13 protein-coding genes are annotated in these 13880 nt (G+C 52.7%); 2 read left to right on the top strand and 11 right to left on the bottom strand.

Annotation, left to right across the window (positions count from 1 at the left end; all coding sequences use genetic code 11):
- The first annotated feature begins 14 nt into the window (after positions 1 to 14).
- Together ubiB and CHB59_RS09075 are read left to right on the top strand one after the other, a co-directional pair.
- Entirely contained in the window at positions 15 to 1559 is a 1545-nt protein-coding gene (ubiB, locus tag CHB59_RS09080; RefSeq protein ID WP_089375920.1) for a ubiquinone biosynthesis regulatory protein kinase UbiB, read from the top strand.
- Positions 1560 to 1695: 136 nt separating this feature from the next.
- Complete coding sequence (locus CHB59_RS09075) at positions 1696 to 3144, top strand: high affinity choline transporter 1 (RefSeq protein ID WP_089375919.1); 1449 nt, start codon at positions 1696 to 1698, stop codon at positions 3142 to 3144.
- Positions 3145 to 3153: 9 nt separating this feature from the next.
- On the opposite strand, the gene CHB59_RS09070 is transcribed toward CHB59_RS09075, so the two are convergent.
- From CHB59_RS09070 to CHB59_RS09020, 11 genes are all read right to left on the bottom strand, one after another.
- Positions 3154 to 4116 carry a vWA domain-containing protein gene (locus CHB59_RS09070; RefSeq protein WP_089376027.1) on the bottom strand — a complete coding sequence of 321 codons (963 nt, stop codon included), beginning with the start codon at positions 4114 to 4116 and terminating at the stop codon, positions 3154 to 3156.
- Between the two features lie 14 nt (positions 4117 to 4130).
- On the bottom strand, positions 4131 to 4667 hold the full coding sequence (locus tag CHB59_RS09065) for a hypothetical protein (protein WP_089375918.1): 537 nt from the start codon (positions 4665 to 4667) through the stop codon (positions 4131 to 4133).
- Positions 4652 to 5632 carry a vWA domain-containing protein gene (locus CHB59_RS09060; protein WP_089375917.1) on the bottom strand — a complete coding sequence of 327 codons (981 nt, stop codon included), beginning with the start codon at positions 5630 to 5632 and terminating at the stop codon, positions 4652 to 4654. Before CHB59_RS09060 ends, CHB59_RS09065 begins: the two co-directional genes overlap by 16 nt.
- On the bottom strand, positions 5629 to 6519 hold the full coding sequence (locus CHB59_RS09055) for a hypothetical protein (protein ID WP_089375916.1): 891 nt from the start codon (positions 6517 to 6519) through the stop codon (positions 5629 to 5631). The genes CHB59_RS09060 and CHB59_RS09055 overlap by 4 nt, the downstream gene beginning before the upstream one ends.
- Positions 6516 to 7379, bottom strand: a complete 864-nt coding sequence (locus CHB59_RS09050; protein ID WP_089375915.1) for a DUF58 domain-containing protein — start codon at positions 7377 to 7379, stop codon at positions 6516 to 6518. The genes CHB59_RS09055 and CHB59_RS09050 overlap by 4 nt, the downstream gene beginning before the upstream one ends.
- A gap of 3 nt (positions 7380 to 7382) precedes the next feature.
- Positions 7383 to 8414, bottom strand: coding sequence for an AAA family ATPase (locus CHB59_RS09045; RefSeq protein WP_179212125.1), 1032 nt, complete (start codon positions 8412 to 8414; stop codon positions 7383 to 7385).
- Between the two features lie 288 nt (positions 8415 to 8702).
- Positions 8703 to 9521 (bottom strand): bifunctional DNA-formamidopyrimidine glycosylase/DNA-(apurinic or apyrimidinic site) lyase, encoded by an 819-nt coding sequence (gene mutM, locus CHB59_RS09040; protein ID WP_089375913.1) that lies wholly within the window; start codon positions 9519 to 9521, stop codon positions 8703 to 8705.
- A gap of 24 nt (positions 9522 to 9545) precedes the next feature.
- Entirely contained in the window at positions 9546 to 10427 is an 882-nt protein-coding gene (locus tag CHB59_RS09035; protein ID WP_089375912.1) for a DUF4340 domain-containing protein, read from the bottom strand.
- On the bottom strand, positions 10424 to 11797 hold the full coding sequence (locus CHB59_RS09030) for a GldG family protein (protein WP_089375911.1): 1374 nt from the start codon (positions 11795 to 11797) through the stop codon (positions 10424 to 10426). Before CHB59_RS09030 ends, CHB59_RS09035 begins: the two co-directional genes overlap by 4 nt.
- 12 nt (positions 11798 to 11809) lie before the next feature.
- On the bottom strand, positions 11810 to 12556 hold the full coding sequence (locus tag CHB59_RS09025; protein ID WP_089375910.1) for an ABC transporter permease: 747 nt from the start codon (positions 12554 to 12556) through the stop codon (positions 11810 to 11812).
- 32 nt (positions 12557 to 12588) lie between these two features.
- Positions 12589 to 13524, bottom strand: coding sequence for an ABC transporter ATP-binding protein (locus tag CHB59_RS09020; protein ID WP_089375909.1), 936 nt, complete (start codon positions 13522 to 13524; stop codon positions 12589 to 12591).
- Positions 13525 to 13880 lie beyond the last annotated feature (356 nt).

Below are 13880 nucleotides of genomic sequence, written 5' to 3'. Positions count from 1 at the left end.
GAAAGAAAGCCCACATGCACTGGTTGCGCCTGTTTAAAATCATCTATGTCACCCTGCGTTTTGGCCTGGACGAGTTTATTTTTGGTCATACCAGGTTGCGCCTCCTGCGCCGCCCGGTACAGCTTCTCCTGTTCTGGCGCAACACCTCGCGCCCTCGCGGAGAGCGGCTCAGGTTGGCTCTGGAGTCATTGGGGCCGATTTTCGTCAAATTCGGCCAGATGTTATCCACCAGACGTGACCTGATTCCACTCGACCTGGCCGATGAGCTGGCAAAACTGCAGGATCGTGTACCTGCCTTTGATTATGCAGAGGTGGACACCATCCTCACCCAGGCTTATGGCAAGCCGGTACTGGAGGTATTCGAGAGCTTCGATACAGTTCCTGTCGCCAGCGCTTCTGTCGCCCAGGTGCATTTTGCCCAGCTGCCCGGTGGTATCCCGGTGGCAGTGAAAATCCTGCGCCCAGGCATCAACACCATCATCGAGAAAGACATCAGATTGCTGGACGGAGCAGCATGGCTGCTGCAGACATTGTCTTCCGACGGCAAGCGCCTCAAACCACGCGAGGTGGTAGCTGAGTTTGCGCGCCACATTCACAGCGAGCTCGACCTCATGCTGGAAGCCGCCAATTGCAGCCTGCTCGGGCGCAACTTTGCCGACAAGCGCCTGTTGATCGTGCCAGAAGTCTACTGGGACTGGTGTCATGAGCAGGTCATGGTCATGGAACGCATGACCAGCACACCGGTCAGCCAGGTAGCTTATTTGCGGGAGATCGGTGTCGACATCCCCAAACTGGCGCGCGACGGCGTGGAAATTTTCTTCACACAGGTATTCCGCGATGGTTTCTTCCATGCCGACATGCATCCCGGCAATGTGCAGGTAGCCGACGATGGTCGCTATGTCGCGCTGGACTTTGGCATCATGGGCACACTCAATGATGAGGACAAGCAATATCTCGCGCGCAACTTCCTGGCTTTCTTCCGCCGTGACTATCGTGAAGTAGCCCGCGCCCATATCGAATCCGGCTGGGCACCCAAGGATACACCGATTGACCAATTTGAAACGGCAATCCGCGCCGTTTGCGAACCTATTTTCGATAAGCCGCTCAAGGAAATCTCCTTTGGCAAGGTATTGCTACGCCTGTTCCAGACTTCGCGCCGCTTTGGCGTGGAAATCCAGCCCCAGCTCACCATGCTGCAGAAAACCCTGCTCAATGTGGAAGGCCTCGGGCGTGACCTGGACTCCAACCTCGACCTGTGGACAACAGCTTATCCTTACCTGGAACGCTGGATGTCCGAACAGATAGGCTGGCGCAGCGCCCTGCATAACCTCAAGGCGGAATTGCCTTACTGGAGCAAAATCCTGCCACAGATGCCACGCCTGATTCACCAACAACTGGAGCGTGGGTTGCAACTGCCGCCTGCCAGTGCCGAGCTGCAACGTGTCATTCATGAACACCAGCGCCAGACACGCTGGTTACGCCTGATCTCACTAACCCTGCTCCTGCTGGTGCTATTGCAAGGCAGCGCTCTCCTGCTCTGGTGGTTCAGCCAGCACTGACACCAGGAATACCGCTGTAACCCCATTGTTTTCTAGCGATAAATCCTACTCCCAGCATAAGTTTTTGCTAAAATCTGCCTGCCCTGGACAAGACAGGGCATTTCCCCGTACTTACTCATAGCAAAGGGCTGGTTTAGTGCTGATCTGGTTTGTCATTCTCTACATGTTGGTTTCCATCAGCATCGGCCTGTTTGCTGCCACCCGTGTCAAGACCACCAAGGATTACGCTGTCGCTGGACGCCACCTACCCTTGCCGGTGGTCATGGCAACCGTGTTTGCCACCTGGTTTGGTGCAGAGGCCGTGTTTGGCGTGTCGGCCACTTTCGTCAAAGATGGGCTGAATGGCATTGTCGCCGATCCCTTTGGCTCCAGCATGTGTCTTGTCATCGCCGGTTTCTTTTTTGCCACCCAGCTATACAAGCTTAATATCATCACGCTGGGCGACTTCTATCGCATGCGCTACAACCGGGCAGTGGAAGTGCTCACCACCATTGCCATCGTAGTGTCATACCTGGGATGGGTTGCCGCACAGATCAAGGCACTGGGCCTGATTTTCCACATCATTACCGATGGTGCTGTCAGCGAGGAAGCCGGAATGATACTGGGAACCGTCATCGTGCTGACCTACACAACACTAGGCGGCATGCTGTCCGTCGCCATCCTGGACTTTGTCCAGATGAGCGTCATCATCGGCGGCATGCTCTATATTGCCTATATGGTCTCCGGCATGACTGGCGGCATTGCACCCGTCGTTGAACACGCCAGACTTGCCGGCAAGCTGGACTTTCTCCCGCCTGCCGATCCCTGGCTGTGGATCACATTCATCGGTGCATGGATGACCATGATGCTGGGGTCCATACCCCAGCAGGATGTATTCCAGCGCATTACTTCCGCCAAGAGCGCAAAAGTCGCCATCTGGGGTTCCGTTCTCGGCGCTTCAGTCTACTTCTGCTTCACATTCGTGCCGATGTTCATTGCCTATTCAGCCACCATCATTGATCCTGGCTTTTTCAATACGCTGATCGACCAGGACTCACAGCGCGTCCTGCCCACCCTGGTATTGCAACACATGCCGATTGCCGCGCAGGTGATCTTCTTCGGCGCCGTACTGTCCGCCATCATGAGCTGCTCGTCCGCCACCCTGCTCGCCCCCTCCATCTCCTTTGCGGAAAATATCGTGCGCGGCTATTTCCCGCACCTGGATGACCGGGGATTCCTGAAAGTCATGCGCATCTGTCTGGTCTGCTTCGCCGGCTGCGTCCTGATCTATGCACTCAATACGGAACTATCCATTTTCCGCATGGTGGAATCTGCCTACAAGATCACACTGGCGGGCGCTTTCGTGCCGCTGTTCTTCGGCGTGTTCTGGAAACGCGCGACCAACCAGGGCGCCTTGGCAGCCATCATCGGCGGTATCGGCACCTGGGTGTTGGTGGAAGTATTGGTGGGCGAAGAAGGCTTGATACCACCGCAATTGCTGGGGCTGGGCGTCAGCATCATCGGCATGGTGGCAGGCTCGCTCCTGCCGCAGAAGATCACCCATAACCGCCACGAACAGCCCGGCTACCTGAAGCACCAGGAATAAGCAGTTACTTTATCCCCTGCGTGCTTGCCGCCACTGGCGGATATATGGCCAGTAACTGGCAATGATCAGGGCCAGTGCCAGCAAGAGGTATACCCAGCGCAGGGAATACGCTGTCACGAAACTGGCAACAGGCTTCTGTTTCTGTACAAAGCTATAAAACTCAGGCCTGTCCTCGCCCAGGATATATTGTCCATGAATTTCTTCCGCCAGCTCCTTCAGGTAGTCAGACTCCAGCTTGGAAAGATAGCGATCAAAATCTGCAGATGCCACCACAGGGTCGGGATCATCGCGGCTGGTATCGTTGTAAGTAATGCCGACCGCACCTGCCGAATTCTCCTTGGCATCAGAAGACCAATAACCTACCCATTTGTTACTTGAGTTATAGCGTGGGATTGCCACATCTTCATTGCCACCGATACCGACGAATACAATATTCTCGCCAATCTGTACATCATCCAGCCTGAGCTTGTTGATCGCATTCACCTTGGGTGCTTCATCTCCATCCGTGAAAAACAGCAGGCGTGCTGGTGCATTCAACGAATCAAATACCTTGGCGGCCCCCTTGACCCCGAAGCTGATACGGCTGTTGCCACGCCATGACATGCGCCACTCCAGGTGTTCTATCGTATCAACGATGACGTCGTAGTTGGCGCATGTTTCCAGCGGCGTGAATATCAAGGCAACATCCTCTGCTGCGAACACACCCAGACTGAAATAGGTGCCGCACGGCGAGTTCTCCACCAGTTTGCGCATCAGGTGGCGTGTATACGCCATACGGCTGACCTGCTTGCCATTAAGACGCATATCCTCAGCGTTCATGCTCTGCGACACATCCACCAGCAACAAATAATTGTGCACCTGCTGCTTGAGCGGCACCTGCGGCTTGAAGATAGCGAGCAATAACAACAGCACGACCAGCAAGTACAAACCGGACTCATAGTGGTCCTTGACCCAACGCCAGGCACTGCGCATGTTCACCACCTGCTTCATGGCAGCCCTACCGGGATGTTGCTCAGCTCCATGCCTTCCTGCTCTTTCTTGAGTCCTTCTATCCCGTTAGGCTGGACCAGCAACATCAGGCTGAGATTAAATTTGGCCTGGCGGAATCCCGGATCAAGACGCAAAGCCTGTTCATAGGCAATCCGGGCTTGTGATAGCTCATACTTGGCCTCATCCTTGAGGCTGCCATCATCATTCAGGCGTCGCACTAGGCCAGCCTGCAACAAGTTATTGCCAATGTTGTATTGCACCAATGCCTGTTGCGGATCGCTCAAGCCAGTTTCCAGTAACTGGCTGAAACTCTGTACTGCATGTTTGTAATCACCAGCCTCGCCCAGCTTGTATGCTGCCATCATTTTCTTCTCGAAGGCATAAGCATCACCACGCACCAGCTCACCAGCCTTGATCTGCTGGTTGACTGTCTGCCGCTGCCACAACGCATTCGCTTCATAGATACTGCCTAGCAACCCTGCTATAGCCAGCAGGCCGAACACCAGATTAAGACCTTTTATACGGATTCCCATGTATGTACCCTGAAATTTTTGATTACCAGCATGCCCAGGCTCAGCACCAGTGCCACCACAATCAGGTCTTGCGCATAATCCCGTCCCGGGACGGTCACGGCATACTGGATTGTGTTCTTTTCCCGGCTATCGATATCCTGAATCGCCATTTGCAAAGAGGTAGGGTTATCGGCCTCATAGGCCTTGTAGGTGATCTTGAGTGACTTGAAGAAACGATCCAGCTGAATGGCTGCCGGTCCACGATCCTCCTCAAACACGCGATCACCAAAAATACTCACATCATCAGGCTCGCGCAGCACGATCCAGTACAACTTGATGTCCTTGCTCTTCAACTCCTCCTGAATCCTGGCCTTGACCCGAGGGCTGAGTTTGCCTGCACCATCAGATAACAAAATAATGGCGCGTGAACCGGAACTCTGGATGCTATCGAACAGCGACGCTGCCTGAGTCAGGCCGGCACCAATATTGGTCTGGTTGATACCTGCGCTGGTTGCGGCATTGATGGCAGCATGAATGGCATGACGGTTGGAGGTAATTTTTACCCCGTACAAAGCTGAATTGGTAAATGCAACCACGCCCATCATGTCATCCGGCCTGGAATCAATAAACTGCGTGATCAGGCGTCTGGCCGCACCGGACTTGATTTCCCCTGCACGACCACTGCTGGCATCACCAGCAAAGGGATGATCCATACTCACGCTACGATCAATGACCATCACGGTCTGCGCCCCTTTTCCCACCCGGGTTACAACTTTGTCGCTACCCTGTGGCGCAGCCAATGCCAGAATCAGGCAGGTGATAATGGTGGCAGTCACCCATTTCAGCAGTCGCACGATATTGTCCGAAAACGGGTCTTCCGGCACCATTTCCAGCCACGAATAGCGCTGTCCCTGCAAACTCTTGAGCCAGAAAGGCAGGAGTGCCAGAGGTAATAGCAGCAAGGCCCAGGGATGCAGAAAACTCATGTGACTCTCCGCTCACAATCCCGCAAGCGACGGCATAACTGCTGTACACGCCTGATCAGCACCGCGCTGTCGACGCTCTCCCTGGTAAACAGCAAAGTTTCGGAGTACTGGAAGAAATCCTCAATTTCCGTTGCCAGAGATTGGTATTGTGGATTTTCGGCGAAAAAACCATCCAATTGCCGGCGGAACAGCGTCTGCCCGTAAACCTGGTTGAAAGCCTGGTGCAGATACACCAAGGCCTGCACATGATTGCCTGACTGCAGTGGCAATTTGCGTAATTGACGGTATGCCTGGGCGAAGTTGCCTCCCATCCATGGCAGCCAGCGCCGCTCTGCATTGATATACACCAGGCCACCCAGCCCTAACAGCAATGCCGCCAATGCAATCCCCAGTCGTTCCACTCCTGTCTCGAGCAAGGCAGGTTTACGCTGAGGCTGGGCCTGGCGCCGTGCAGTATGGATATCACCAGCTACCAGCGGGGAATACCAGAAATGCCAGGCCGGGATGCCAATATCCACGGCAGCATCTCCTCCAGACAAGGCCAGGTTCATGGCGGGCAGGTGCAGGACTTGTGCCTTGCTGGCTGCAGCAAAGACCTGGTAACTCAGCTTGAGCTCGTAACGCTGCCCATCTCCGGCCTTCTCACTTTTCAGCGCAACTCCCACGATTTCAATCCCATCCTCACGCTCGCCCTTGAGCGGCAGGGATGATTTTGGCAAGACATAGGGAGATTTTGCTTCTATCACCAATGTCCTTTCCAGCACATCGCCGATTTCCACGCCGGTACTGACACGAGGGTTATCGAGTCTGACCAGGGTCGCCTCCTCTGCATAGGCAGCTGCTCCATGGAACAGGCATATGCAGAACAACATCATCGTTTTTTTCATACTGTCATGTATTTTTCAAAATAATGCGTCATGGACTCGGCCTCAAAACTGCCACTGATGAAATGTGGTGGACTTTCAAAAGCCAGGAATAAATCTTCCAGCGCGAGTTTGCGTTGCTCAAAAGCCGTCATGAATTTTGCGCGGATAGACTCACGGAAGAAAATGGTACGGTCACGCCCGGTTTCCGGGTCCAGTAATGTGCCCAGGCCAAAGCGTGGCAGGCGGCGATACTCTTCCTCCTCCCATAACACGATGGGGACTACCTGGTGCCGTGAAAACATATTCATGGCCTGGATGATGGTATCGAACGGCAGATGAAAATCCGAAATCCAGAATACCAGCCCCTTGTTCTGGCTCAGGAGTGGTGCTGCTTCCAGAATACCCGCCGAACTACGTCCCAGTGCCTCAATATCCGTAAATGTTTCAATCCGTTCCAACGCCTCGTGCACCTGGTAGCTCAACGGCAGGACATAATCGTCCAGCACATGCTGGTCATACCCGATCAGGCTGAATACATCATTTTCTGCAGATACAGAATACGCAACCGATGCGGCCACTTCCTGCATGATTTCCATCTTGCGCCGCTCCCCCCGATATTGCATGGAGCTGGAAAGATCGCATACGGCATATACTGGCGTGATCGAATCATGATTGAATAACCGCACCTGGACTTGCTCGTATGGATCTCGCAGGCTCTGGCGCAGGTCCATGCGGCGCAGGTCAGGATAATCGATCAGGGAAGTATTGCCCTTGTATTCAAACCCCAGCCCGCGCTGTATACCCAGATGATCGCCAGCATGCACACTGGAAGACTTCCAGGGAATCTGGTACGAAAATGGCTTGATATAGGACGGCAACATGGCTCAGGCAGGAACCGCCACTGTCTGCAGAATCCTGGCGGTCAATTCCCGCGCCAGCACCGTACGACGGCTTTCATACATGCTGTTGAATACCAAACGGTGTGCAATGACTTCGTGGAATACGGCATGAATATCCTCCGGATAGAGATAATCACGGTCCATCAGCCACGCATGCACGCGCGCCGCCTTGAGCAGCATTCCCATGCCACGGGGGCTGGCACCAGCCTGGATCAGGCGCTGCATATCCACACCATCCAGTGTGATACCGAATGCCTGTGGCTTTTGCGTGGCATTCCATAACTGCATGACATAATCTTCCAGCGCAGCAGAGGATTGCACATGCTGCTGTACCACATCAGCAAAGTCATTCAATTCATTGAACGGCAGCAACCCCGACTCAACCCGTTGCGTCAGCTTTTCTGCATGCTGGAAACGGGTATCAAATACCAAGGCCTTGCGTAGCGCCATGTCATCCGGCACATCAATGGGAATTTCCATCATGAACCGGTCACGTGCTGCGGCAGGAATTTCAAACGTCTCGTTCTTCTCCACCTGGTTCCGGTCCGCAAATACAATCATATGCGGCAGGCGGTATTCGCGCTTGAATGCATGCAGGTGGCGTTCCGCCATGACACGCAGCATCAGCGCATGTACTTGTGGACGTGCGCGATTGATTTCATTGAAAAAGAATACGGACAGATTCTCACCGGCTCGCAGCAAGGGACCTTCATCAATCTGCGGACGTCCCTCGGGACCCAGATAGGTGTGGTAAACCAGGTCATTGGGCATCAGGTCCACCGTACCTTCCACCCGCTCATACGCACCACCGATCCCGCGCGCCACTGACTGCAACAGGGTCGTTTTACCTACGCCCACGCCACCTTCCAGCATGACATGGCCTCGCGCAAAAATGGCAATATTTATCAAGCGTATGGCCGCATCCTGGCCTACAATCACACCCCTCACCTCATCTTCGAGCTTAAGGGCACGTATTCTCCAGTCTGCCAACTGGTTATCAGCTGCTGCACTCGCCATATTCATCCTCAATCGCATACATTAAATATACCAACCTGTATACATTAACGGATGAATGTACTTTTCACAACCATTTGAGGAAAATTTTCCCGACAAACTGGGAAACAAGGAAATACTGAATGCAGCTGATTTCTATATGTTCACCCTATCCTGCATGGCAACGTAATGCATGGAAATACTCAACAGTATAGTAACGCCCGCCATGATTTTTGCATGAATATCATGCACTTGCGATAGATTTTCATTCAATATCCATCTGGGTAATCAACATCACAACCCAAGCGCACTTCAGATAGCTTTCTGACACACCCTGCAATAAAAAGTGGAACGCTGCCCCAGCCGCAATACCTCAATCGGCGTTTGACACACCCGGCATGCCTCACCCGTGCGCCCATAAACAAAATAGGTTTGCTGGAAATAACCAGGATTACCGTCTGCTCCAAAGAAGTCGCGCAAGCTACTGCCGCCAGCCTGTAATGCAGCCTGCAGGGTCAACTTGATTTCCTGCACCAGACGTTCACATTGCTGTAGATCCAGCGAACGTGCTGGCGTCTGCGGGTGAATTCCGGCACGGAACAATGATTCGCTCGCGTAGATATTACCCACCCCGACAACCAGGTGACTATCCATGATAACGGTCTTGATAGGAGAAGAGCGGCTGCGAATGGCGCGATGCAGGAAATCGCCATTGAATGTCTCGTCCAGAGGTTCAGGCCCCAGCACACTGAGCAGTGCATGCGATTCTGGCTGTGTCCCTGCCCACAGAACTGCGCCAAACCGCCGGGGATCCCGCAGACGCATGACGCGCCCATCAGCAAAATGTAGGTCAAAATGATCATGCTTTTCCGGAGCAGTATCCTGCTCCAGCAAGCATAAGCGCCCGGACATGCCCAAGTGCAGGATCAGGCAGCCACATTCAAACCGAGCAATGATATATTTGCCACGCCGCTTTAATTCCAGCAGCCTGGCGCTATCAAGTGTTTGCGGCAGGTGCCCGGGAATCGGCCAGCGCATCGCTGGTTGCCGTATCACAACCCGGGAGACTACCGCTCCGACCAAAGGCTCCAGGCCACGCCTGGTGACCTCAACCTCGGGTAACTCAGGCATCTGGCAGGCACTCCAGTGGCATGTCTACCGGCTCAGTCCCACAGGAGGATTCAGCATGGTAAACCCGACATCAGCCGGGAAGTAATAGCGCATTCCCTCGTCAGGACGACCAAGTATCAGTTGTGGAGATTCCTGTAACTTGTCAAACCTCACTTGTTTGCCATCCTTGAGCTTGATGGAAACAAAAGGATAGCTCTCCTTGCGGTCAGGAGTATAAGGCTCTACCGAGAGTGCGCGCACCTTGGTCCAATACCCATCGAACCACTCATTGATGTCATTCTGCTCCGGCTTGGCTCCGGGCGCAGATACCTGCCACTTGCCATGCTCATCCAGATTCAACTGCAGACGCACTTCTTCCCACTGCTCAAGGTGAGATAAATCAAAGCCTGCAATTTCCTCACGCGGTTTCAGTGGGCTTTTATCCAGCATTTCCACCAACTGCGTAGCAGCCGTTTCCGAATACAAGCCGGATAACAGATACACAGCATCCTTGTAAGCGACATATTGCTCGCCAGTGACCGGGTTATATATGCCGAAAATAAACTCTTCATTATTGAGCTTGATTTTCAGTCGTGGATTATCCATACCGAATCGTGCTGCATCATTGGCTGGGAATTTCTCGCTGCTCTTGGCTGCCACAATAGACACCAGTCGCTGTACTGTCTGCTGGTCTGCCCTAGCTGAGTATGGCTGGGCCAGGCGCCAGAAACCATCGATTTTTTCCAACACCACTGCAGCCTTGGCAGGAAACTCAATACTGAGTCTGTCAAAATCAGCCAGCTTGAGTGTAGACACTTCGTAGCTGGGTGGTGCTTCTTGTTCATGCTGCGGGTTCAGGTACAGAAATGCCCCGACACCAGCCACTAATAACAGCAACACCAGGTTAATCAGCCATCTTGCCCTCATGCTTTACGACGCCTCCACCAGATCACAAACCCGATCACAATCAGAATCACTGGCAAAATACGGCTGAATCCGATGAAGACAAACTGGGCAAGCAGGTTGGACCAGCCTTCAGATGGAATCACGATATTGACATCCTTAAGGGGTTTAGGCTGTATGGTAATCAGCTTGTCATCACCAGCCAGCCAGTTCACTACATTCAAGCCCAGATCAAGATTGCCACCATTGGAAAGGAATGTATTGGCGAGGAAATTACCATTCCCGACCACGACCACTCGCTGCCCTTTTTCAGCATATTTACGCTCCAGCGCAACTGCAACATTGATAGGTCCTGGCAAATCCTTCTTGCTGTCAAAACTGACGTTGTTATCCACTTTTCCAGTTTCCAACCAGCCATTAGGTGCCACCTCGACCAGATTGGAAACACGCCAGCCGTTGTCATAAGAGCTCTCGGCATGCACCATGCGCGCCTCAGGGAACAAGGTACGCAACATGAAGTTCTTGGTAATGGCATGCTCGCCGTACTGGTTGGCAAACGCAACCTTCGCATCTGCGCCATAACGGGTTGCAGACAGGTCAACCACCATTCCCGGCGTTAATTGCAAACCAAGATATTCAGCAATCGGCTGCAACCCATGCAGGTTGATTTCATCATCAATCAACCACAGGAGGTTACCTCCCTTTTCCAGGTAGAGCTTGATCTTATTGACCTCAACCTCGGTCAGGTCCACGGCTGGGCTGGCGACAACCAGCATAGAGCCATTGCCTGGCACTTCAGGCTCAGTCAGCAGGTCCGGATTAGAAAGCTTGAACCCCTTCTTTTCCAGATGACGGCCAAAATCCCCTAAATCATGGTTTTTCACCCCAATCAGGCTACGCTCGCCATGTCCATCCAGGAACATGATGGCATTCTGGTTGGTACGTGACAGGCGCACCAGCAGGTTAGTCATGTCCTGCTCAATGAATGCCTGTGGCGGCACAATATGCTCGGTACGCTGTTTATACTCAACCACCAATTCCAGCTCGGCCTTCACGCCTGCATCCTGAGTAGCCTTGGGCTCTTCAGTCGGGCTGACAAAACTCAGGTGGATATCCGGCTTGACGCGCTGGTAGCGCTCAACAAACTTATTGATGTATTTGCGCGTGTCATTATCCTTGACCACGTACGCCGTAATATTGATAGGGCCATCCATCTGCTTGAGGATATTGGCGCTGCCCTCAGTCAAGGTGTTGCGACTGCTCTGTGTCACATCACGGCTGGCGTGATATTGATATGCAAGGAATCCAAGCAGGAATACCAGCGCCAGAAACAGCACAACAAAGAAACTGTTCTGCATGAACAATTGGAAACGTAGTTTGCGATTGGTTTTCATAAACTCTCTCAATCAGCCACGCAAGCGGTCTGCATCCAGCCTACGAACAGTCAGGGTCAGGAAGGTAATGATAAATAACAGGAAGTAAGCAATATCACGGGTATCAAGCAAACCACGTGAAAATGGTTCGAGATGTCGCATCAGGGACAGATTGGCAAGGGTATTGCTCGGGTCACCTGACAGGAAGTACTCAATCAACTGCAATGCCAGTAGCGCAACGAATGTGATAATGGCAGCCACTACCGGTTGCTGTGTAGTACTGGAAACATAAGTTCCCAGTGCGCAATAGCTTGCAACCAGCAGCAGCAGTCCCAGAAGATTGGCAAATAGATATCCAAAATCGATATCTGCCCATAAGTTGAGAGACAACACCATCAGGGCAATCAGGAACACACTGGCTGACAGAAACGCGAGCAAGCCAAAAAACTTGCCCAGTACGATTTCTGTCAGTGACAAAGGAGCACTGAAGAGAAAAGTCAGCGTCTGCTGACGCCGTTCTTCGCTGATCAGGCGCATGGAAAGCAATGGCACAGCAAACAGCATAATGAACGGTGCAACACCAAATACGCTGGCGCCGACAAACTCAGTCACCCCCATACGCTGGTCAGGCCGCATCATCCCTGACATGGTAAGGAAGTATTGATCCACCCCCATGACAAAAAAGGTGGCAAACACAAACTGCAGCAAGGCAAGAATCACCCAGCCCATGGGCGAGGAAAACAAGCCCTTCAGTTCTTTTCTGGCTATATTGACGATCATGAGGAATACCTTACAAATACATGCTGGCCCGGTCAGGCAACAGCAGCATCCTGGAATGTTAACTGGACAAAAACCTCTTCGAGCGAAGTCTGGTCAGGATTGATCTGGAACAAGCCCCAATTCTGGCTGACTGCCGCCTGTATCAATGCCTCAGTAGGCACCGCACCAGGCGTGTGCCGGATGCGGAACAGATTGTCTTTCAGCACTTCGATGGCTTCTACACCAGGGATGCTCAGCAACACCTCCTGAGCTGGTGCCTGCTTGAGTCCCAGGAGCAGGCGGCTACCATGCCGCTGTTGCTTCAGGACATCAATATCACCGTTGAATACCATGGTGCCCTTATGAATAATCTGCACCCGGTCGCACACCATCTCGACTTCAGGCAGGATATGTGTGGAGAGAATGACACTATGTTCACCTCCCAGCTCCTTGATTAGCGCACGAATGTCACGGATCTGGATAGGATCCAGCCCCACAGTCGGCTCATCAAGAATCACGACCATGGGATTATGAATAATCGCCTGGGCGATCCCAACCCGCTGCTGATACCCTTTGGATAGATTCTCAATCAGGCGCTTACCCATTTCCGTCAAACCGCAACGTTGCTTGGCAATATCAACGGCCTTCCTGATATGCTGACGGCTGACACGGTGCAGGCGTGCAGCAATGGTCAGGAACTCATCCACCGTCAACTCCCGGTACAAGGGAGGCTGCTCTGGCAAATAGCCGATCAGCGCCTTGGCATCCTTGGGCTTCTCCATCATATTGATGCCACAGATCTCCACGGATCCATGGCTGGGAGCCAGGTTACCGGTCAGCATCTTCATGGTGGTAGACTTCCCAGCACCATTCGGGCCGAGAAATCCCAGCACCTCGCCTTTATTCAGGCTGAAACTGACATCATTGACTGCTGTACGACCGCCATACTTGCGGGTTAGCTCTGATGCTTCTACGGTGATAGTCGTCATAAATTGAAGTTACTTCGAGATGAACAATTCGGTTTCCTAAGGGGTGCTAAGTTAAAAAAACACCACTCTCCTGTCAAGTTTATTGCATTTCCAGCCATGAGGAAAAATATGGATGTGAGGCCAATTTCATTGAAATATTGCACTTAATTCTGCATCAGGCAGGCCAGGCACCCAGGAAAAAACATACTGGTTCGTACACCTGCCACACGCAGATGGAATGCATGCCAAAGCGCATTATGGGTGAACTTGCAGACACTGTCACGGACTAAGTGTTATGGTGAAAAATCACGTCAATCTCGTGTTAAACCCATTGAAAACATCACGCGCAAGCCCCAATATGCCAATAATTCATCAGC

The organism is Methylobacillus rhizosphaerae, assembly GCF_900187985.1.
Taxonomy (GTDB): Bacteria; Pseudomonadota; Gammaproteobacteria; order Burkholderiales; family Methylophilaceae; genus Methylobacillus; species Methylobacillus rhizosphaerae.
Note: the sequence above shows the minus strand (reverse complement) of the source record. Positions and strands in the feature narration are given on the sequence as shown.